The following is a 21,312-nucleotide window of genomic DNA, read 5'->3' on the forward strand; positions in this document are numbered from 1 at the left end:
GGAGTCGGCGTCGCGGTCACTTGACCAGCGTCGACTCGATCACGGAGGTGAAGAAGGTGAGGCCGTCCGTGCCGGAGGCCATCGCCGCGCGGGTGTCGGGTCCGAACCCGGCCTCCGTCGCGTGCTCGGGGTGCGGCATGAGGCCGACGACGTTGCCGCGCTCGTTCGAGACGCCCGCGATGTCGTCGATCGACCCGTTCGGGTTCACGCCGACGTAGCGGAACACGACCTGGCCGTTGTCCTCGATGCGCTTGATCTCGTCGGCGTCCGCGACGAAGCGGCCGTCGGCGTTCTTGAGCGGGATCGTGATCTCCTGCGCGGCGTCGAAGCCGGAGGTCCACGCGGTGCCGGCGTTCTCGACGCGGAGCTTCTGGTCGCGACGGATGAACTGCTGGTGCGCGTTGCGCGTGTGCGCCCCCGGCACCAGGCGGGCCTCGGCCAGCATCTGGAAGCCGTTGCAGATGCCGAGCACGGGCATGCCCTTGCCGGCGGCGTCGATGACCTCGGCCATGATCGGGGCCTTCGCCGCGATCGCACCGGCGCGGAGGTAGTCGCCGTACGAGAACCCGCCGGGGAGGATGATCGCCTCGACGCCCTGCAGGTCGTGGTCGCCGTGCCAGAGGGCGACGGGCTCGCCGCCGGCCAGTCGGACCGCGCGCTGGGCGTCGCGGTCGTCGAGTGAGCCGGGGAACGTGACTACGCCGATGCGCATCCGGGTCACGCGTCCGCGACCGTCACGGAGACGACGTCCTCGATCACGGCGTTCGAGAAGACGTCCACCGCGATCGCGCGGACCTCGTCGAGCTTGGCGTCGTCGACGGGGCCGTCGACCGCGATCTCGAAGCGCTTGCCGATGCGGACGGCGGTCAGGTCGGAGCGGCCGAGACGGGCGAGCGCGTTGCCCACCGCCTTGCCCTGGGGGTCGAGGATCTCGGCCTTCGGCATGACCTCGACGACGATGGTTGGCACGTGTTCACTCCAGCGCTTGGGTGGGTTGGGTGGGACCGCTCCAGTCTAGGGTCCGCCCACGCCGCGCCGGAACAGTTGTGGAGAAATGGTCCAAGGCGTATGTTCCAAGTCGAATAGTCGCGTTGGAACACCGGACAGGAGGCACGGATGGCGTCGCTCACACCGCTCGCGTTCGCCGCGCTCGGCCTCCTCGCCGAGGCGCCCATGCACCCCTACGAGATGTTCCAGACGATGCTGCACCGGCACGAGGACCAGAACGTCAAGGTCCGGCCGAGCACGCTCTACCACCAGATCGGTCGGCTCGTGGACCTCGGCTTCGCCGAGGCCCTCGGAACCGGGCGCGAGGGCAACCGCCCCGAGCGCACCACCTACGCGATCACCGACCACGGCCGCGCGGAACTCGAGTCCGGCCTCCGGCGGATGATCGCGGAGCCGGCTGACGAGTACCCCGAGTTCCAGCTCGCGGTCTCCCACGTCGACAACCTGACCGCCACGGACGCGGTGACCGCCCTGCGGGCACGCGCCGACGCACTGCGCGCCCAGCGCGCGGGGTACGACGAAGCCGCCACGGGCCTCCAGGCCAAGCAGCTCGCCGAGCGCTTCTGGCTCGACGTGTCGTACGTGCGTGGCATGCTCACCGCGCAGATCGAGTGGCTGACCGCCACCGCCGACCGCATCGCGGGCGGCGACATCCCGTGGGACGGCCCCGCCGTCCCCGACCACGACCACCAGAAGGACCAGGACCCCGCTCGATGACCGCAACAGCTTCAGCCGACCTCCAGCACGGGAAGAAGCCCTGGCCCGCGCTCTGGGCCCTCGTCGTCGGCTTCTTCATGATCCTCGTCGACTCGACGATCGTCTCGGTCGCGACGCCCACGATCGCGCAGGCGCTCGACGCCGACATCAACTCGGTGATCTGGGTGACCAGCGCCTACCTGCTCGCGTACGCCGTGCCACTGCTCATCACCGGGCGCCTCGGTGACCGCTTCGGACCGAAGGTGCTGTACCAGGGCGGGCTCGTCGTCTTCACGCTCGCCAGCCTCTGGTGCGGGCTCGCCGGGTCGATCGAGGTGCTCATCGTCGCCCGCGTCGTGCAGGGCCTCGGCGCCGCGATGATGACCCCGCAGACGATGGCGGTCATCACGCGCATCTTCCCGCCGCAGAACCGCGGCGCCGCGATGGGCCTGTGGGGCGCCGTCGCCGGTGTCGCCTCGCTCGTCGGGCCGATCGTGGGCGGTCTGCTCGTCGATGGCTTCGGCTGGGAGTGGATCTTCTTCGTCAACGTCCCGGTCGGTGTCGTCGCGTTCGTCCTGGCGCAGCGCTTCGTCCCGTCGTTCGAGCGCCACGGCCACCGGTTCGACTACCTGGGCATCGTGCTGTCGGCGGTGGGCATGTTCCTGCTCGTCTTCGGCATCCAGGAGGGCGAGACCTACGACTGGGGGACCATCACCGGCCCGATCTCGGTCTGGTCGCTGATCGTCACCGGGCTCGTCGTGCTCGTCGCCTTCGTGGTCTGGCAGGGCGTGCAGAAGGGTGAACCGCTGCTGCCCCTCGGGCTCTTCAAGGACCGCAACTTCACGCTCGCCAACATCGCGATCACCGCGGTCGGCGTCGCGATCTCGTCGTTCGCGCTGCCGATCATGCTCTGGGCGCAGGACGTGCTCCGCTTCTCGCCGACCCAGGCGGCGCTGCTGCTCGTGCCGCAGGCCGTGCTGTCCGCCGCGCTCGCGCCGCTCGTGGGCAAGAACCTCAACAAGTGGAACCCGCGGTGGGTCGGGGCCTTCGGCCTCGCCTGCTTCTCGGGCGGGCTGTTCTGGTTCGCCGGGCTGCTGACCTCCGGTGCCGGCTGGGGCTGGACGCTCCTGCCGAGCGCGCTCCTCGGGCTCGCGAACGCCTGCATGTGGGGACCGCTCTCGGTCTCCGCGACGCGCAACCTGCCGCCGGCGCTGGCCGGTGCCGGTTCGGGCGTCTACAACACCACCCGGCAGATCGGTGCCGTGCTCGGTTCGGCCGGTATCGCGGCCCTGATCGAGGCGCGCATCACGGCGGAGTTCCCGTCCGGTGCCGGCTCGAGCGCCGGTGGCGGGGCCGAGCAGCAGGTCGGGGCACTGCCCGCGTTCCTGCAGCAGCCGTTCGCCACGGCGATGGGGCAGTCGCTCGTGCTGCCGGCCGTGGTGCTCGTCGTCGCGATCGTCGCGGCGCTGTTCCTGGCGAAGCCTAAGCAGACCACGCAGTGGCAGGGGACCGGCTCGGTGGCGACGCAGCCCGGGGGCGAGCGGGGCGGCGCTGTCGATGGCACTCCTGCTGGTGCTCCCGCTGGTGCTCCTGCTGGTGCCCCTGCCGGTGCGCACGCCGCGGCGCCGTCGACCCCGGTCGAGGAGCTGGCAGCGACCGACCACCACGGTCGGCACTCGGAGGCCTGACCCGCGACCCTGCTGACCCCGGCCCCGTGCTGTCCCCGTCGTGGGGCGGTGCGGGGCCGGTGTCGTTCGCGGGGGGTCCGAGCGCGGGTGGTACCGGGGGCCGCGAGCGTCATCGCCGCTGTCGTTCGACGACCGCGATGTCGTTCGACGACCGCGATGTCGTTCGGCGTCGGCGTCGGCGTCGGCGGGGGTGGCGACGGTGACTCGGGAGCGATGTCGCGGGGGGAGTGCGCGTCATCCCCACTGTCGTTCGACGACCGCGATGTCGCACGCGCCTGGCCGCGCGCTGAGCGGGTGCCGGGTGGTGCCGCGGGCGTCATCTCCGCTGTCGTTCGACGACCGCGATGTCGCACGCGTTTGGCCGCGCGCTGAGCGGGTGCCGGGTGGTGCCGCGAGCGTCATCGCCGCTGTCGTTCGACGACCGCGATGTCGTTCGGCGTCCGCCGGGACGCGGTCGCCCGACCCTGCTCCCGCCCGGCAACCCCGCGGCCCCTACCCGCGGCGCTGCAGGTGCTCGCGGGTCAGGGCGTCCATCTCCTCGTCGGACAGGGCGTCGACCGAACGAGCCTCGCGGCGGTCGGTCCGCTGCCACCGGATGAAGAGCATGACCAGGACGGGGACGTCGGCGACTTCGGCGATGAACCAGAGCAGGTCACCCGCCAGGTGCTGGTCGCGCAGGGGAGTGGGGAACCAGGGCTGCCCCACGACCTGCACGAGGGACCCGTCCAGCACGTGGTTCGAGACGCGGAGCACGATGCCCGGGACGGCGTCGAGCAGCAGCTCCACGAACGCGAGCAGGAACTCCACGGTCACGAAGGTCGAGCTCCGCAGCACACCCGGCTCGGACAGCGGCGCGAGCAGGCCGAAGCCCAGGACGGGCACGAGGACGGTGATCGCCACGGCCCACACCGACGACTCGCGGATGGTCGCGGCGAGCGGGGTGAGCAGGACGGCGAAGAGCACGAGTCCCACGACGGGCGCGACGATCGCGTTGCCCGCGACACGGACCGGCCGGGAGTGCATCACCCGGTCGGCAGCCCGTGCGAGTCGCGGGGGCCCGCCGACCCGGAGCAGGGACACCGGCGCGGCCAGGGCGGCGAAGGTCGGCACGGCGAAGAACAGCAGGGCCAGCCGGAGCGTGAACGCCCACCGGAGGGCCTGGTCGTACCGCCCCACGATCCCGAACTGCAGCACGCCGAACAGGGCGAGGGCCAGGACGAACGACAGGGTCCGCCAGGGGGACCACCGGGCACCGCGGCGTCGGGCGCCGACGAGCCACGACCCGTACGCGACGGCACCGACGAGCAGCAGCACGAGGGCCAGCGGGTCGAGCTGCCACGTGCTCCAGAACTCGGTGGGCTCGGGCGTGGGGTGCCTCCTGGCGGCGTGACGGGTGGTGCCCCGTCATCCTCCGCCCGGGAGGCCCCAGAGTGACCCGCGCCGGGGTCCCCACCGGTGAGGATCGGTTCAGATGCGCTGCACGCCGACCGCCGGCACGGTGCGCCCGAGCAGCCAGACGCCGACCGGGATCGCCACGACGCCGAGCAGTGCTGCGGCGAGCGACAGGTGGAACTGCATCACCACGAACGCCGGGCCGATCGTGCAGAGCGCCGCGACCACGAGTACGGGCCACGCGGGTCGGTCCGCACCCGGGGCCAGTCGGGCCAGCGGTCGGTCGAACCAGCGGAGGGCCCGCGCGACGCCGAGCGCTGCGGCCAGCACGACGACGAGGGCGATCGGTCGCGTCGCCCACCAGGTGCCCGAGCCCGGGTCGGGGAAGGGGACCCCGACGAGCAGGGCGATCCCGGTCAGTGCGATGTACAGCGGCAGGTGCCACAGGTAGATCGTCATGCCGTCGCGGCCGAGCACGAAGACCGCCCCCTGTGCCGCACGGGTCCGCATGAGCCGGGTCAGCGGCGCGTGCACGAGCTGCACGAGACACGCCTGCGCGATCGCGAGCAGGGCGAGCGGGAGCATCGGCGGGTTGAGGTCCTGCAGCAAGTCCGGCGCCCAGAGCCCGACCGACGTGAGCGGGACGAGCGCGACGTACCCGGCGACCGCGACCACGGCGAGGCCGACGCGCGATCGACGGGCGAACCAGCCGTCGGCCCAGAGGAAGCCGAGCTGCTGCGCGAACAGCCACACCGGCCCGAGGTTGAGGAGTCCCACCTCGGCGACCCCGGTCGCGAAGCGGAGCCCGTCGACCGCGACGGCGAGCCCGAGGAGCCCGGCGAGTGTCCACCACGGCGCGCGCTCGTGCAGGCGGACCATGACGGGGATGCAGCACTGGGTGATGCCGTACGCGGCGAGGAACCACAGCGGCGAACCGATCCCGAACGCGACCTCGGCGAGCAGGTCGCCCGGTGTGCCGAGCAGCGTCGCGATGCCGAGCCCGAGCGTGAGGAAGACGAACAGGGGGACCGCGGGACGGTAGAGCCGCACGAGCCGTGTGGCGAGGAAGTCCCGGGCGCCACCGCCACGGGCGACGGTGCTGCGCCACCCGGTGATGCTCGCGAAGCCCCCGACGACGAAGAACAGCGGCATGACCTGGCCCACCCACGTGGCCCCGACGTACCAGGACGCCTCCTGCAGGGGGCTCGTCACGGCGACCCCCTCGGGCCCGACGGCGACGCCGACCATCGTGATGTGCACGACGACGACGAGGACGACGCAGGCCGTCCTGATGAGGTCGACGACCAGGTCCCGCTGCGCGATGATCCCCCGGACGTCCTGAGCGCTCGTCGCCGGTGCCGGCAGACCCTGCTTCGTGGACATGAGGGGGACGGTACCGGCCGATCGGCGACTCCCACCGCCGTCCCAGGCGATCGCGTCCGGACCGTTACACATCGCATGCCGGTGTCGGCATGCGTCGCCGAGTGGCGCGTCCGCCAGCGAATGGAGCGGGTCGCGGGCGACCGGCCGACACGCGGGTCGATTCGCTCCCCTCCGACCTCGGTCCGCTAGGGTTACGGTTGTCTTGATCGATGCAAGGAAAGCGGAGGTGTCATGAGCGAGCACGACGACGCGGGCGTCCTCCGTGGTGTGGGTCTCCGTGTGACCGCACCGCGCCTGGCGGTCCTGCGCACGGTCGGGACCATGCCGCACGCCACCGCGGACGACGTCCTCACCGCGGTGTCCGCCGAGCTCCCGACGACGAGCCACCAGGCGGTGTACGGGGTCCTCAACGCCCTGACCGGCGCGGGGCTCGTGCGACGGATCGAACCGGCGGGCAGTCCCGCGCGGTTCGAACGGCGCACCGGCGACAACCACCACCACGTCGTCTGCACCCTGTGCGGTGCGGTGCAGGACGTCGACTGCGCCGTGGGACACGCCCCGTGCCTGACGCCCTCCGAGACGCACGGCTTCGCCGTGACGACGGCCGAGGTCACCTACTGGGGCATCTGCGAGGCCTGCGCCGCAGCCGAGCGCGACGGAACCGACGAGCACGACACAGACCAGGACGACACCGACCGGCAGCAGCCGGCCCCGGCCCACCGGCAACAGCCGGCCCCGGCCGACCAGCGGCCGACGCACCCGGCCGACCACCAGCACCCCGACCGCGGCCCCGCCGCCCGACCCGACCCCGCGCCCGCCGCAGGCTGACCGCCGGACCGCACCCGGGCCTCCCGGCTGCACCGATCCGCAGGAACCGACCAGCGCGTACCCAGGCCGCACCCCGCTGCACCCGCTACCCACGGAGGCAGCGTGCGGTACTCCACAGACCAACCCGAGCACCCCTGACCGAACCAACCCTCCGAGGAGGAACCGTGTCCGACCAGAACACGCCCACCACCACCACCAACAGCGGGGCTCCCGTCTCGAGCGACCAGCACTCGATGGGTGTCGGGGCCGACGGCCCCCTCGCCCTCCACGACCACTACCTGGTCGAGAAGCTCGCGCAGTTCAACCGCGAGCGCGTCCCGGAGCGCGTCGTCCACGCCAAGGGCGGCGGTGCCTTCGGCACCTTCACCGTCACGCAGGACGTCAGCAAGTACACCCGTGCCGCGTTCCTGCAGCCGGGCCAGACCACCGAGATGCTCGCGCGCTTCTCGTCCGTCGCCGGCGAGCAGGGCTCCCCGGACACCTGGCGCGACCCCCGCGGCTTCGCGCTGAAGTTCTACACGAGCGAGGGCAACTACGACCTCGTCGGCAACAACACCCCGGTGTTCTTCATCCGCGACGGCATCAAGTTCCCCGACTTCATCCGCTCGCAGAAGCGCCTGCCGGGTTCGCACCTGCGCGACCACGACATGCAGTGGGACTTCTGGACCCTGTCGCCGGAGTCGGCGCACCAGGTGACGTGGCTCATGGGCGACCGCGGTCTGCCGGCGAGCTGGCGCGAGATGGACGGCTTCGGCTCGCACACCTACCAGTGGATCAACGCCGAGGGCGAGCGCTTCTGGGTGAAGTACCACTTCCTCACGGAGCAGGGCCACAAGACCCTGACGCAGGAGGACGCCGACCGCATCGCCGGTGAGGACGCCGACTTCCACATCCGTGACCTCCACGCCGCGATCGAGCGCGAGGACTTCCCGCGCTGGACGCTCAAGGTGCAGGTCATGCCGTACGCGGACGCCGAGAGCTACCGCTTCAACCCGTTCGACCTGACGAAGGTGTGGCCGCACGCGGACTACCCGCTCATCGAGGTCGGCACGATGGAGCTCAACCGCAACCCGGAGAACTACTTCGCGCAGATCGAGCAGGCGACCTTCGCCCCGTCGAACTTCGTGCCCGGCATCGCGGCGAGCCCGGACAAGATGCTCCTCGCGCGCATCTTCAGCTACGCGGACGCCCACCGCTACCGCGTCGGCACGAACCACGCGCAGCTGCCGGTGAACGCGCCGAAGAACGAGGTGCACTCGTACTCGAAGGACGGTGCGATGCGCTTCGACTTCCAGAAGTCCGAGGTCCCGGTGTACGCGCCGAACTCGCTCGGTGGCGCGCACGCTGCCGAGGGTGCCTCGGACGAGGCACCGGGTTGGGAGTCCGACGGCGCGCTGCAGCGCTCCGCCGCGACGCTCCACCCCGAGGACGACGACTTCGGCCAGGCGGGGACGCTCTACCGCGAGGTCCTCGACGACGCCGCCCGTCAGCGCCTGGTCGGCAACATCGCCGGGCACGTCTCGAAGGTGACGCGCGACGACCTGCGCGAGCGGGTGTTCGCCTACTGGACGAACGTGGACCCGGACCTCGGTGGGCGCGTGCGCGCGGCCGTGGCGCCGAGCGCCCCGGGCTCGAACGAGCAGCCGGAGCAGGTCGCGGTCGAGGCGTAGTCAGCCACACGACGGACGGGAGGCGCGGTGCCGGCTGGCACCGCGCCTCCCGTCCGTCGTCCCGCCGGGTCCAGACGTGTCGGCGGCTCCGCAGGACGCGGCCCCGTCCTCTGCGCTAGACCTGTTGGCCGTTGAGCAGGATCTCGCCGGTCGGCCAGTCCTCGAGCCGTGCGGTGACGGGGCGGATCATCCACCCGACCTGCTCGGTCTCGGTGACACCCACCCCGTCGGCAGTGAAGGCCGAGAACGTCCCGACGGCACCCTCGACCTCGTGCCAGCCCATGTGGGCGTAGAAGGGGATGCGGTCCTCGCCGGCGCCGAGGAGCCCGAACGGGACCCGGAGCCCCTCGAGCACGGCGTGCGCGCGGTCGAGCAGTTCGCGGCCGACCCCGGTTCCCTGCAGGCCGGGCGCGACGGCGACGATGCCGGTGTCGCCGACCAGGACGTCCTCGCCGCCGACCGTGACGAACATGCGGCGGATCCCGAGGTGGGCGAGCACGACCCCGTCCGCGTCCCGGCCGACGACCCGTCGCTCGGGCTGCATGCCGGCGTAGTCCCGGCCACCCACGTACCAGTGCGACCAGTCGGGGAACGCCTGCCCCAGCATCGCCGCGATCGCCTCGTGGTCGGGGAGCGACAGGGCGCTCTCCTCGACCACCTCCCACCGGATGTCGTCAGTCACGCGCCCATCCTGCCGGGTGCGGCTGCGCGGCGCCGGGGCCACGGCCCGCTCGGCCCCGCGGTTCCCCGCCCCGTCGTCTCCCGCGTGGGCCCCTCGCGAAAGCGACAGATCGCCGCCGACAGTCGGGCGGGATCTGTCGCTTTCGCGGGAGCATCGGGGGCTGGGCGGCGGGATCTCTCGCTTTCGCATGACAGTCGCCCGCCCGACAGCCGTCCGCCCGACAGTCCCCCGCCGGACACCCGCCCGCCCGACACCTGCCCGCCCGACACCTGCCCGCCCGACACCCGCCCGCCCGACGCCCGCCCGACACCTGCCCCCCCCGACAGCCGCCCGCCCGACACCCGCCCGCCCGACTCCCCGGCCCCCGAACCCCGCCCGCTCAGCCCCGGCCGGGGGCGGTCACCTCGATGCGGTTCGCCCACGGGTCCTCGAACGCCACGGTCCGCCCGTCGTCCGCGGTCTGCACCCCGCCCTCGTGCATCCGGGCCACGAGGGCGCCGAGGTCATCCGCCCCGGGCACCTCGATCCGGACGAGCCCGAGCCCGAGTGCCTGCTGTCGCCGTCCGGCCCCGCGGGAGTTCCACGTGTTCATCGCCATGTGGTGGTGGTAGCCGCCCGCGCTGACGAACAGCGCCTGGTCGCCCATCGCCGCGGTCGTCGCGAAGCCCAACCGGTCGACGTAGAACGCCTTCGCGGTGGCGACGTCCCCGACGGACAGGTGCACGTGCCCGACCCGACCGGGGCGGGCGGCCGCGGACTCGAGCGCAACCGAGGTCAGGTGCTCCTGCACGAACGCGTTCGGGTCGACGTAGATCGTGTCCATCTCGACCATGCCGTGCGTCCACGACCACTCGGTCCGGTCCCGGTCCCAGTACAGCTCGACGCCGTTGCCCTCGGGGTCCTGGAAGTAGAAGGCGTTGCTCACCAGGTGGTCGGCACTGCCCGTGAAGGTCTGCGGGTACCTCGTCGCGACCGAGTACAGCGCGGCGGCGAGGTCGGCTCGGCTGTCGAACAGGATCGCGGTGTGGAACAGACCGGCTTCGTGCGGTGCCGCGTGGCGCATCGCCGGCGCGTGCTCGAGGACCACGATCGGCGTCGTGCCGCGGCCGAGCACCGCGACGCCGCCGTCCTCGGTCAGGACGCGCAGTCCGACGCCGTCGCGGTAGTACGCGACCATCGTGTCGAGGTCGGCGACCCGGAGCGTCACGGCGCCCATCCCGGTGTCCGCGGCGAGGAGGTCCTGCGTGTGCATGACCCCAGTGTGCGCCGATTTGGTTGACGCGTCAACCAAATCGTCGCGGTCCGGACCTGACCACCGCGGCCTCGCACCTACCGCGCGCTGAACCCGCCGTCCGTCTTGAGCAGCTGCCCGTTCACCCAGCCGCCCTCGGGCCCGAGCAGGAAGCTGATCAGCGCCGCCGTGTCGCCCGGCGTCGAGGGACGTCCGAGCGGCGTCTGCGCGACCACCGCCTCGCGGATCTCGTCGGTGATCCACCCCGTGTCGTTCGGCCCCGGGTTCACGGCGTTCGCGCTGACGTGCACGTCACCGAGCTCCTGCGCGGCACCGATCATCAGCCGGTCGAGCGCGCCCTTGCTCGTGCCGTACGGCAGGTTGTAGCCGACGTGGTCGCTCGTCAGCGCCACCACGCGCCGCCGGTCGACCGGTGCGTCGGCACCCTCGCGCAACCGGCGCGCGTACGCCTGCACGATGAGGAACGGTGCCCGCACGTTCACGGTCAGGTGCCGGTCGAACGACTCGACCGTGGTCGACGCGTAGTCGGACTCCGTGCACTCGCAGTGCGACATGACGACGGCGGTCACGGGTGCGCCCGCCTCCGCCTCGGTGCGGTCCACGAGCGCGGCCGCCTGTTCCGGGTCGGCCAGGTCGACCGGGAGGCGCGTCACGCGTGCCCCGGCACGCTCGGCCTCCGCGACGACCGCGTCCACCCCGTCGGGGTCGGCCCCGCCGTGCACGCGTGCGTCGTACGGACCCCACCAGGACAGGGCGAGGTCCCAGCCGTCGGACGCGAGTCGCGTCGCGATCGCGGCGCCGATGCCGGCGCGACGGCCGACCCCGGTCACCAGGGCGAGTGGTCGCTGGGACATGTGCCGTGCCTCCCGTCTGGTCGGCGCGACCGTGCGCCGACCCACCCAGCCTGGCACCGCACCCGGCGTCCCGACGGCGCACGGCGCCGCGTGGCGGGCAGGATGGGGACGTGCCCCGACCCAGCCGCCGCCCGTCCGACCCCGCTCGTCGCCGAGGGCCGGACCCCGCGACGTTCCCGGTGGAGCGGCTGCGCGACCGGATGTCGTCCTACATCTACGGCAACATCACGGTGCTCGCCGTCGCGATCGCGGCCTCGCCGGAGCAGATCGAGCACGGCGCCGCGGTGCTCACGGTCCTCGCGACCGCGGTGCTGACCTACCTGGCGCACGTGCTGTCCCACGTCGTCGCGCACGCGATCGGGGACACCGGCGACGACGAGGAGCACCGCGAGACCGTGGGGGCGATCCTGCGCGACGCGAACCCGATCGCGACCTCGGGGCTCATCCCGGCCGTCCTCTACGCCGCCGCGTGGGCGGGGTGGCTGCCGGCGCAGTGGGCGCAGACCGCGGCGATCGTGATCCTCGTCGTCCGCATCGGGCTCGTCGGCGTGTTCCTGCAGCGCTTCAGCGGTCGGCGGCCGTCGTTCCTCGGGCTCTGGGGCGGCATCGTGCTCGCGGCGGTCGCGTTCGCGATCGGCGCGGTGAAGGTGCTGCTGACGCACTGATCGGCTGACGCGCTGACGCGCTGACGCGCTGACGCGCTGACGCGCTGACGCGCTGACGCGCTGACGCGCTGACGCGCTGACGCACTGACGCCGTGCCCGGCGGCCACCCTCGCGGCTGCGGCGGACGGGCACCCGGCGCACCTGTGCGAGGATCGTCCGGCGATCGGGAGGGGACGCACGTGGACGCACGCAACGACGGTGGCGACGCCGGGACAGCACCGGGTGACCAGGCAGCACCGGGGGACGAGACCGCGCCGGGGGACGGCCGCCCCGGACGTCGGCGCAGCCCAGGCACCGTCCCCGGTCGGGCGGCCCTCGTCGCCGTCCCCGTGGCGGCAGCCGTCCTGTGGACACTGAGCGGCGCCCTCGGGGTCGCACTGACCTGGCACAGCCTCCTGCCGAGCAGCGTCACCGCGGTCCTGCCGGCGACCCTGCCGTTCTCGCCGTGGGTCCAGCCGGTCGGGTGGGGCGTCGCCGAGACCGTGCTGGCGGCGCTGGTCCTGGCCGTCGTGGTCCGGCTCGTGCTGCCCCTGGCCGACCGCTCGACCGACCGGACCGCACGGTTCGTCGTCGCCTGGTTCGCGGTCGTGGTCGCCGCCGCGGTCGCGGGCCTCACCGTCGACCTCGCGACGATCGTCGGCAACCTGCCGGCACCCCGACTCCGCATGGTCGCCGACGGACTCGGCACCCAGGCCGCGACCGGGGCGTGGTGGGGCCTCGTGCAGGGGTGGCTGCCGGCGCTGCTCGTCCGGCGCGCCGTCGCACCCGCGGGGTCGGGCGCCGCCGAGTCGGGCGCCGCCGAGTCGAGCGCCGCCGAGTCGGGCGCCGGAGCACGGCCGTCCCGTGCCGCGGGTGCCGGGCGGCCGCGTCGCCGCACCGCGCGCCTCGGCACCGTCCTCGTCGCGGTCGTGGCCGCGGCTGCCGTGGTGGGCTCGGGCACGGCCGGGCTGCGGGCCGCACGGGTCGCCTCGGTGCAGGACGCCGCGCGTGCCGAGGGCGCCGACCCGGCGGACGGCGCCCTGCCCGACCCGTACGCGGAGGGCACCCCCGTCCCGACCGCAGCGCCCGGCTCCGACACCGAGCGCGACCCGTCGTGGTGCACCGAGGACCAGGCGATGCTCCTGCTCGGCGATCCGGGCGCGGGACTCGGGCACCGCAGCCAGACGCTCCGGCTGACGAACTCCACCGATGCCCCGTGCGTCGTCGAGGGCTACCCCGACGTGGCGTTCGCCGACCAGAACGGCCACGAGCTCGACGTCACCGTGGAGCACGGGGGCTCGTACCTCGCGGCCGACCCCGGGCCCACGCGGTTCGAACTGCCGGCCGGGGCGTCCGCCGTGACGACGCTCGGCTGGGGTGCCGGGGGCACCTCGGACGCGCTCGTCACCCGCACGCTGTGGGCCGCGTCGTTCCCGGGCGACCGTCGCGGGTCCTGGCCGGTCGACCTCGACGTGGTCGCGGGCACGACCGTGAGCGTGACGGCGTGGTCGCTCGAGCCGGCCCAGCCCGCGGCGTCCTGACCGCCCCTGACCGGGCGACCCGCGACGGCCCGGCGTCAGCAGCGCGCCGTCAGCAGCCGGGCGTCAGCAGCCCGTCGTCGCCAGCGTGACCGTCGCGACGTCGTCGTTCGACACCGTCGTCTCGACCGGGCACAGGTCGCGCGCACGGACCGTGACCGCGCCGAGCGGCACCCCGGCGAAGTCGGCGGTCCCGCCCGGGAACACCCGCTGGTGCTCGGAGAGCTTGCCGGTCGCCGCGTAGACCTGCACCTCGTAGGGGTGCTGCGCGGCGGCCGCCGACACCGTGACCGTGATCTGCCCGGTCGAGTCGTGTGCCCCGCAGCCGGTGAGTGACAGTCCGGTGAGGGCGACGACCGTCACCGCGAGGACGGGACGGAGGAACGAGGGGCCACGGGACACCCGGCCAGCGTACGCCGCGGGGCGCAGCCCGACGGCCGGGTGCGGGCCCGGACGCGCCCGGTGCCGCCCCGACTCCGACCCCGGGCTCCTCCCCGGGTCCAGCCCGCGTTCGGCGGATACCCAGCGCGGGGTCCTCCGGACTGGGGACGAGCACGCCGCCCGCGCCGCGATACCGTTGACGGCATGCACCAGGGGACCTCACCAACCTCCGCCGAACGAACCGGATCAGCCCAACGAACCGGATCAGCCGAACGAACCGGATCGGCCGAACCGGCCGGATCAGCCGAACCCGACAGATCCGCCGAACCGACCGCGCCGGTCGGCCCAGCCGCGTCGGCCACGCCGGTCACACCGGAGGCCGCGCGACGCGCGGCCCTCGTCGCGGCGCTCGACGTCGTCGAGGGCGGCGCCGAGGAGCGCTTCGACCGCATCACCCGGATCGCCCGCGAGGCGTTCGGCGTCTCGGGCTCGTTCCTCAACCTCGCCGGCACCGACGTCCTGACGATCCACTCGCAGCAGAGCGACCAGTTCTTCGGCCCGACGATCCCGCTGCACGACACCTTCTGCGGGCGCACGCTGTCCGAGTCCGGCCCCGTCGTGGTCCCCGACGCCCGGGCCGACGAGCGCTACGCCGACATGCCCATGGTGGTCGACGACCCCAACGTCCGGTTCTACGCCGGTGTCCCGCTCCGCGTCGGCGACGAGGCCGTCAAGGTCGGCACGCTCTGCCTGGTCGACCCGGCACCGCGCACGCTCGACCCCGACGACCTCGCCCTGCTCGAGGAGCTCGGGGTCTGGGCGGAGCGCGAGCTCGCCGCGGGCGCCGACGAGGACCGGCTCCGCGACGTCCTGGCGAACCTGCAGCCGACGCCGATCAGCGTGCCCGGCTACCGCATCGGCGGCATGTCCGTCCCGCACGGCGTGGTCTCCGGCGACCTGCACGACTGGCGCCGGAGCGGGGACGACCTGCACGTCACCGTCGCCGACGTGATGGGGAAGGGCATGTCCGCGGGACTCCTCGCCGCGACGATCCGTGGTGCCCTCCTCGCGCGGCCCGGTGCCGACCCGGAGCACGTGGTCGCCGCCCTCGACGAGCAGGTCGCGCCGGACCTCGGTCGCGCGGGCTCGTTCGCGACGATGTTCCACGCCCGCCTGGCACCTGCGACCGGACAGCTCGACTTCGTCGACGCCGGCCACGGGCTGGTCCTGCAGATGCGCGCCGACGGTGGCGAGCGGACCCTCCTGTCGAGCGACCTGCCGATCGGCCTGCACCCGTCCGGCTTCGAGCGGACGTCGGGGTCGATCGTGCTCGAGCCCGGTGACGTGCTCGTCGTCGTGAGCGACGGCGCGCTCGAGCTCTGGGACTCGACGCTCGCCGCGCTGTCGCGACTCGGTGCGCTCTGGCGCGAGGAGCCCGACATCGACGCGTTCCTCGCCCGCGTGCGGGCCCGTGCCGTCGAGCACGACCCGGGCGACGACCTGACCGTGGTGGTGCTGGCGCGCGACTGATGCGCACCACGTGCGCCGCGGCGGACGCTGCGCGCTGCGCTGCGCCGGGACGGACGGGAGGCCCGTGGCGGGCCCGCCACGGGCCTCCCGTCCGTCCCGACCCGCGCCCTGCGGCGCGGGGTCCGCGTCAGGCGCCCAGGCGCTCGATGAGCTCCCGGTACCGCAGGGCCGTCCGCGTCACGATCTCGTCGGGCAGCACCGGCGGGGTGCCCTGCCGGTCCCAGTGCGCGCTGAGCCAGTCGCGCACGATCTGCTTGTCGAACGAGTCGGTGCGGTTCCCGGAGCGGGCGTCCCAGTAGCGGCTCGAGTCGCTCGTGAGAACCTCGTCGGCGATCCGGACGACCCCGTCGGCGTCGCGGCCGAACTCGAACTTCGTGTCGGCGATGACCACGTCGTGCTCGAGCGCGATCGCCGCGGCCTCGGCGTAGACCCGCAGCGACAGGTCGCGGAGCGTCGCCGCGTCCTCGGCGCCGACGAGCTCGACGGTCTGCTCGTACGAGATGTTCTCGTCGTGCTCGCCCTGCGGCGCCTTGTACGCGGGCGTGTAGATCGGCTCCGGCAGGCGGTCGCCCTCGGACAGGCCCGGGGGGAGTGCGACGCCGCAGACGCTGCCGGACTCGCGGTACTCGGCCCAGCCGCTGCCGACCAGGTACCCGCGGACCACGCACTCGACCGGGAACATGTCGAGCGGCAGCACGTGCATCGACCGCGCGGCGACCTCGGCGGGCACGGGTGTGCCGCCGGCGTCGTCCGGGACGAGGTGGTTCGGGACGTCGGCGAGCAGGTCGAACCAGTGGCGCGCGAGCCGGGTGAGCAGTTCGCCCTTGCCCGGGATCGGGGGTTCGAGCGCGAAGTCGTAGGCGCTCACCCGGTCCGAGGCCACGAGCAGGAGTTCGGTGGCGCTCGCCACGTCCGCGGTGCCCTCCGGGACGTAGAGCTCGCGGACCTTGCCCGAGGAGACGTGCCGCCAACCGGACAGCTCGGCAGCGGCGGTCACCGGGCGACCTTCGCGGCGATGTCGGTGCGGAACTGCGCGCCCTCGAGCGCGATGTCGCCGATCCCGGCGTAGGCGCGCTCGCGGGCCTCGGCGAACGAGGACCCGGTCGCGACGACGCTGAGCACCCGCCCGCCGGTCGCGACGAGCTCGTCGTCGAGCACCCCGGTGGCGGCGTGCGCGACCGAGACGCCCTCGCGCGCGTTCGCGGCGTCGACACCGGTGATCACGCGACCGGTCACCGGGTTCTCCGGGTAGCCCTCGCTCGCGAGGACGACCGTCACGGCGACGTCGTCGCGGAACGCGGGCTCGGGGGCGTTCGCGAGCTGCCCGGTCGCCGCGGCGGACAAGAGCTCGCTCAGCGGCGTCACGAGGCGGGGGAGGACCACCTGGGTCTCGGGGTCGCCGAAGCGTGCGTTGAACTCGATCACCCGGACGCCCTGCTCGGTGACGATCAGGCCGCAGTACAGCAGGCCGACGAAGGGCGTGCCCTCGTGCTCGAGCCGGCGGACGGTGGGCAGCGCGACCAGGTCGGTGACCTCGTCGACGAACGCCCGCTCGGAGGCCCACCGCTCGGTCAGCCACGGCAGCGGCGAGTACGCGCCCATGCCGCCCGTGTTCGGCCCGGTGTCGCCGTCGCCCAGGCGCTTGTGGTCCTGCGCGGGGCTCAGCGCGCGGACGTCGTGCCCGTCGCTGAGGAAGAACAACGAGACCTCTTCGCCGTCGAGGAACTCCTCGACCACGACGCCGCCGTGCTGCAACCAGTACGTCGCGTGGTCGACGGCGGCCTGGCGGTCCTCGGTCACGAGGACGCCCTTGCCCGCGGCGAGGCCGTCCGCCTTGACGACGTAGGGTGCGCCGAGCTCGTCGATGGCCGCGACGGCCTCGTCGACGGTGCCGGCGTACACCGGACGCCCGGTCGGCACACCGGCCTCGGCCATGATGCGCTTCGCGAAGGCCTTCGAGCCCTCGAGCTGCGCGGCGGCCTTGCCGGGGCCGAACACCGGGATGCCCCGGGTGCGCAGGGGATCGGCGACGCCCGCGATGAGCGGCGCCTCGGGCCCGACGACGACGAGGTCGACGCCGTTCTCGATCGCGTACTCGGCGACGAGCGCGCCGTTCGTGGGGTCGAGGGACACGGTCTCGACGTCGGCGGCGATGCCGGCGTTGCCGGGGGCCACCGTGATGACGTGTCCGGCCTGCTCGGCGAGGAGGGCCGTCGTGATGGCGTGCTCGCGGGCACCGGAACCGAGGACGAGGATTCGCACCCGATCACCCTACCGATGGCGACACGCCGTCCGCGAAGCGGGGGCTAGCCTGTGGACATGCCACCGCGGAGGATCGAGGACGCCGAGGGGCGCGCGGCGCTCGCCGCCGTGCAGCAGGGCTCGACCGTGCGGAGCGACGTCGCGACCGCCGTCCGCTGGACGTTGCAGCGGCTCGCCGACGATGTCCCCGGCAACAGCGTCGAGGTGCGGGTCCCGCCGTTCGCCGCGGTGCAGGCGGTCCCCGGTCCCCGGCACACCCGCGGGACCCCGCCGAACGTCGTCGAGATGGACGCGACGACCTGGCTCGCCCTGGCGACCGGCGACCTGCGCTGGGCCGACGCGGTCGGGACGGCACGTGTCAGTGCCTCCGGCTCGCGGGCCGACCTGGCGGCGTTCCTGCCGGTGCGGGTCGCGGCCTGAGGCCGCTCGCCCGCCGAGGTCGTTCGCCTGCCTCACGGCTTTAGGTAGGTCCTACCGATGCGCCGCACGTAACCGGTTGCGTAACGTGAGAAGTCGCCGGGATTCGGACCCGACCCGAACGGGTCCGAACCCGGCGACAGGGTCCAAGGTACGCGACGTGTCACACGTGTTGTCAACCGTGGCGGCGCGTCGTGCTGCAATCCGCAACCGATCCGCAGGTTCCGCGCGCCCGTTTCCGTGACGAGGCGTCACGATTCTGGCTCTGCGACAGGTGTCGGCAGCGCCCGGACGTGGGCTCGTGGGCGTCCGGGTGTCCGTTCAGCGCGGTCCGAGCATCTCGGCGAGCTCCGACCGCCCGTGCAGGTCCCACTTCGAGAACACCCGCGACACGTGGGCGTCGATCGTCCGGACCGACAGGCCGAGCGACTCCGCGATGCGCCGGTTGCTCAGCCCCTGCGCCGCCAGCTGGGCGACCTCGTACTCCCGGTGCGTCAGCGGCGGCTTGAACCGTCCCGCCGAGACCGCCATGCCGTGCGTCGCGAGGGTGGCCTGCGCGGCGACGAGCCGACCCTTGTCGCGGGACCGGACGGCGTCGGCGTACTCGACGATCGCCGCGGCGAGCGGCCCGTCCACCCGTGCGGCGGCGGCGCGCATCCGGGCGAGCGACCCCGTCACGTCGCGCCCGTTCATCATGTCGTTCGTGTAGTGCAACGCCTGCCCGTACATCACGTGCACCCAGGCGCCGGTCGCCGTCGAGCGCTCGATGATGTCGTCCGCGTGCTGCAGTCCCGCCGGGAGCCCGAGCACCGCCTCGGTCCACGCGATCGACATCGCGACCTGCTCCCCGGTGATGCGCATCGCGCGGAGCGGCGTCGTGCGGGCACGGTCGAGCGCGACGGCGGCCTCGTCGGCGCGTCCGGCGTACGCGAGCGCCATCGCCAGGCGTGCCCACGGGTAGGCCGCGAACCCGCCGTGGTCGGCGACGTCGTACCGCTCGCACGCGGCCGAGAAGGCGGTCACGGCGTCGTCCCACCGCCGGCTGCCGAGCGCCTGGTTGCCGACGCCGATGAGTTCGAGGGTGAAGTCGTACTTCAGGAACGGGCTCGCACGCCGGACGGGGATCTCGGTGAGCATCGTCGCGACGTCACCGCGCCAGACCTGCACCTGGTGCAGGACCGACACGACCTCGCCGACGCTCCACGGCGCCTCCTCGACGTGCTCGACCGCGGTCGCCAGCGCGCGCCGGCCCAGTGCGAGGGCGTCGTCGAGCCGCCCCGCGGTGCCGAGTGCCATCACGGCGCAGGGGGCCACGCACAGGAACGCGACCGGGATCGTGGGCTGCTCGAGGACGCCCGAGCGCTCGACCTCGTCGCGGACGGCCTCGAACCGGCCGCCCCAGCCGAGGTGTGCCAGGCGGAGCAGACGCAGGCGCTCGGCGGTCTCCGGTCCGACGAGCCCGGCCGCGGTCTCGGTCAGCGCGACCGCGGCGAGCACGTCGTCGTCGTGGAACTGGCGGATGTTCGCCAGCGTCTCGCAGGCCTCGACCACCATCGTGTCGCCGACCTCGGCCGGTCGGGTCCGGGCGAGCCGCCACGCGGCCTCGGCGTCCACCCGCCCGGCCTCGCGCCCGGTGCTGTACGAGAACGCGATCGAGCGCAGCACGTGCGCGGTGACCCGCTCCCGGGCGGTCAGGGCGGTGCCGAGCGCGGCCGACGCCAGCGCCGTCGCGCTCTCCTGCTCCTGCAGGCGGACGGCGATCTCCGTCGCGTCGAGCAGCTGCGCCACCGGGGGCAGGATCCCGCAGTCGAGGGCCCACAGTGCCGCGCGGAGCCGGGCGGCGGGCGGTGCCCCCTCGGACTGGTCGGCGCGGAAGGCGTTGGCGCGCGCGAACAGGGCGCTGCGCCGGGCGACCGGGACCAGGGATCGGACGACCTCGCCGACGAGCGGGTGCGAGGGCCTCGCGACCCGCGTGCAGTCCTCGCCGGTCTCGATGGTCACGAGACCGAGCCCCACGACCCGGTCGACGTCGCCGCCGGACACGAGCCGGAGCAGGCGTCCGAGCGGGATCGGGTCGGCGAGCGCGACGATGTCGACCACGTCGCGCAGGTCCTCGGGCAGGGCGCCGAGCTCGGTGCGGTACATGTCCGCCAGGCTCCTCGACGCCGTGACCCGGCCGCGCCAGTACCACCCGGACGCGGTCTGCTCGAGGGCGCCCGACGCGAGGGCGGCGCGGACCACCTCGCGCAGGTAGAGCGGGTTGCCGGCCGTCGCGCGGTGCACGCGTTCCGTCGACGCGGTCTCGAGCTGGGCACCGAGGGCGCTCGCCACGAGGTCGCCGGTCTCCTGCAGGTCGAGCGGCGCGAGGTCGATGCGCTCGAGCAGGTCGTCCTGCCACAGCGCGCGCAGCGGGTCGGACAGTGCCGAGAAGTCCCGGCAGGTCAGGACGAGCCGGGCACCCTGGTCGCGGACGAGCCACGCGACGTAGCGCGCGGAGATCGCGTCGAGGTGGTCCGCATCGTCGACCCGGAGCAGGACGTCGCGGTCCGCCAGGTCGGTCGTCTCGCGGAGCCGCTGTGCCGCCGCGGCGTCGTCCACCAGCTCGGCGAGGGCCTCGGGGAGCTCCCCGAAGCGGTCGGCGACAGCACCGAAGGGCATCGCACGCCCCGAGGCGACGGCGGTGATCGGGACGACGACGGTGCGGCCGGAGGGGTCGCGACGGGCGACCCGGTCGGTGACCCGGGCGGCGGTCGAGGTCTTGCCGAGGCCGGGGGCGCCGACCAGTGCGACGCTCCAGCGGTGCTCCGCCACGACCGACACCGCACGGTCCTCCTCGCGGCGCTGCACGATCGGCCACGGCACGCGCGCGGGGATCCCCGGGCGCCGGGCGTCGTCAGCGGTCCGTCCGTGCACCGGTCGCCTCCCCTCGTGGTCGCTCGTCGTGTCGCTCGTCGTCGGTGTCCGGGACACCGGACCGACCCGGCCGTCGGACATCGTCCTCGACGGCACGGTCCCCTCCCGACCCGGTGCGTTCCGCGGATACCGACGGGTAGCGACCATCCTCTCCCGGACGGGCCGGGGGCGCCA

18 protein-coding genes and 1 pseudogene are annotated in these 21,312 nt (G+C 73.6%); 8 read left to right on the forward strand and 11 right to left on the reverse strand.

What is annotated here, in order from left to right:
• Nucleotides 1-16 precede the first annotated feature (16 nt).
• Entirely contained in the window at nt 17-712 is a 696-nt protein-coding gene (gene purQ, locus QOL15_RS03400) for a phosphoribosylformylglycinamidine synthase subunit PurQ (protein ID WP_071248663.1), read from the reverse strand.
• Between the two features lie 5 nt (nt 713-717).
• Complete coding sequence (locus tag QOL15_RS03405; RefSeq protein ID WP_071248635.1) at nt 718-969, reverse strand: phosphoribosylformylglycinamidine synthase subunit PurS; 252 nt, start codon at nt 967-969, stop codon at nt 718-720.
• A 147-nt stretch (nt 970-1,116) separates the two neighbouring features.
• On the opposite strand from QOL15_RS03405, the gene QOL15_RS03410 reads away from it, so the two are divergent.
• Both QOL15_RS03410 and QOL15_RS03415 read left to right on the forward strand, forming a co-directional pair.
• Nucleotides 1,117-1,725, forward strand: a complete 609-nt coding sequence (locus tag QOL15_RS03410; RefSeq protein WP_065961391.1) for a PadR family transcriptional regulator — start codon at nt 1,117-1,119, stop codon at nt 1,723-1,725.
• Nucleotides 1,722-3,392, forward strand: a complete 1,671-nt coding sequence (locus QOL15_RS03415; protein ID WP_254784149.1) for a DHA2 family efflux MFS transporter permease subunit — start codon at nt 1,722-1,724, stop codon at nt 3,390-3,392. Before QOL15_RS03410 ends, QOL15_RS03415 begins: the two co-directional genes overlap by 4 nt.
• Nucleotides 3,393-3,884: 492 nt before the next feature.
• Here QOL15_RS03415 and QOL15_RS03420 read toward each other — a convergent pair whose 3' ends face one another.
• Both QOL15_RS03420 and QOL15_RS03425 read right to left on the reverse strand, forming a co-directional pair.
• The gene (locus tag QOL15_RS03420; RefSeq protein ID WP_254780310.1) at nt 3,885-4,706 is read right to left on the reverse strand and encodes a cytochrome c oxidase assembly protein; all 822 of its coding nucleotides are present in this window, start codon (nt 4,704-4,706) and stop codon (nt 3,885-3,887) included.
• Between the two features lie 153 nt (nt 4,707-4,859).
• Entirely contained in the window at nt 4,860-6,167 is a 1,308-nt protein-coding gene (locus QOL15_RS03425; RefSeq protein WP_071248632.1) for an acyltransferase, read from the reverse strand.
• Nucleotides 6,168-6,398: 231 nt separating this feature from the next.
• Between QOL15_RS03425 and QOL15_RS03430 the strand changes: the two are divergent.
• Nucleotides 6,399-6,824: pseudogene (locus QOL15_RS03430) on the forward strand (Fur family transcriptional regulator); the annotation flags it as partial.
• Between the two features lie 335 nt (nt 6,825-7,159).
• Nucleotides 7,160-8,665 carry a catalase gene (locus QOL15_RS03435; protein WP_071248627.1) on the forward strand — a complete coding sequence of 502 codons (1,506 nt, stop codon included), beginning with the start codon at nt 7,160-7,162 and terminating at the stop codon, nt 8,663-8,665.
• 115 nt (nt 8,666-8,780) lie between these two features.
• On the opposite strand, the gene QOL15_RS03440 is transcribed toward QOL15_RS03435, so the two are convergent.
• From QOL15_RS03440 to QOL15_RS03450, 3 genes are all read right to left on the reverse strand, one after another.
• Nucleotides 8,781-9,347 carry a GNAT family N-acetyltransferase gene (locus tag QOL15_RS03440; RefSeq protein ID WP_071248624.1) on the reverse strand — a complete coding sequence of 189 codons (567 nt, stop codon included), beginning with the start codon at nt 9,345-9,347 and terminating at the stop codon, nt 8,781-8,783.
• A 379-nt stretch (nt 9,348-9,726) separates the two neighbouring features.
• Nucleotides 9,727-10,599, reverse strand: a complete 873-nt coding sequence (locus tag QOL15_RS03445; RefSeq protein ID WP_071248618.1) for a VOC family protein — start codon at nt 10,597-10,599, stop codon at nt 9,727-9,729.
• Nucleotides 10,600-10,676: 77 nt separating this feature from the next.
• Nucleotides 10,677-11,453 (reverse strand): SDR family oxidoreductase, encoded by a 777-nt coding sequence (locus QOL15_RS03450; protein ID WP_071248615.1) that lies wholly within the window; start codon nt 11,451-11,453, stop codon nt 10,677-10,679.
• 110 nt (nt 11,454-11,563) lie between these two features.
• On the opposite strand from QOL15_RS03450, the gene QOL15_RS03455 reads away from it, so the two are divergent.
• Nucleotides 11,564-12,118, forward strand: a complete 555-nt coding sequence (locus QOL15_RS03455; RefSeq protein WP_139197548.1) for a hypothetical protein — start codon at nt 11,564-11,566, stop codon at nt 12,116-12,118.
• Between the two features lie 179 nt (nt 12,119-12,297).
• Complete coding sequence (locus QOL15_RS03460; protein WP_071248608.1) at nt 12,298-13,638, forward strand: DUF4232 domain-containing protein; 1,341 nt, start codon at nt 12,298-12,300, stop codon at nt 13,636-13,638.
• A gap of 63 nt (nt 13,639-13,701) precedes the next feature.
• On the opposite strand, the gene QOL15_RS03465 is transcribed toward QOL15_RS03460, so the two are convergent.
• Entirely contained in the window at nt 13,702-14,037 is a 336-nt protein-coding gene (locus QOL15_RS03465; protein WP_071248605.1) for a hypothetical protein, read from the reverse strand.
• A 183-nt stretch (nt 14,038-14,220) separates the two neighbouring features.
• Here QOL15_RS03465 and QOL15_RS03470 point away from each other — a divergent pair, with 183 nt between their 5' ends.
• Complete coding sequence (locus QOL15_RS03470) at nt 14,221-15,546, forward strand: PP2C family protein-serine/threonine phosphatase (protein ID WP_071248602.1); 1,326 nt, start codon at nt 14,221-14,223, stop codon at nt 15,544-15,546.
• Nucleotides 15,547-15,673: 127 nt separating this feature from the next.
• Here the strand turns inward: QOL15_RS03470 and QOL15_RS03475 are convergent, their stop codons facing one another.
• Both QOL15_RS03475 and purD read right to left on the reverse strand, forming a co-directional pair.
• Nucleotides 15,674-16,543 (reverse strand): phosphoribosylaminoimidazolesuccinocarboxamide synthase, encoded by an 870-nt coding sequence (locus QOL15_RS03475; RefSeq protein WP_071248593.1) that lies wholly within the window; start codon nt 16,541-16,543, stop codon nt 15,674-15,676.
• Nucleotides 16,540-17,808 carry a phosphoribosylamine--glycine ligase gene (gene purD, locus QOL15_RS03480; protein WP_065963715.1) on the reverse strand — a complete coding sequence of 423 codons (1,269 nt, stop codon included), beginning with the start codon at nt 17,806-17,808 and terminating at the stop codon, nt 16,540-16,542. The genes QOL15_RS03475 and purD overlap by 4 nt, the downstream gene beginning before the upstream one ends.
• A gap of 57 nt (nt 17,809-17,865) precedes the next feature.
• Between purD and QOL15_RS03485 the strand changes: the two genes are divergently transcribed.
• Entirely contained in the window at nt 17,866-18,228 is a 363-nt protein-coding gene (locus tag QOL15_RS03485; protein ID WP_065963736.1) for a sterol carrier family protein, read from the forward strand.
• A gap of 318 nt (nt 18,229-18,546) precedes the next feature.
• Here the strand turns inward: QOL15_RS03485 and QOL15_RS03490 are convergent, their stop codons facing one another.
• Nucleotides 18,547-21,219 carry a LuxR family transcriptional regulator gene (locus tag QOL15_RS03490; protein ID WP_071248590.1) on the reverse strand — a complete coding sequence of 891 codons (2,673 nt, stop codon included), beginning with the start codon at nt 21,217-21,219 and terminating at the stop codon, nt 18,547-18,549.
• Nucleotides 21,220-21,312: the final 93 nt, after the last annotated feature.

It is taken from the genome of Curtobacterium sp. MCBA15_012 (assembly GCF_001864935.2).
Taxonomy (GTDB): Bacteria; Actinomycetota; Actinomycetes; order Actinomycetales; family Microbacteriaceae; genus Curtobacterium.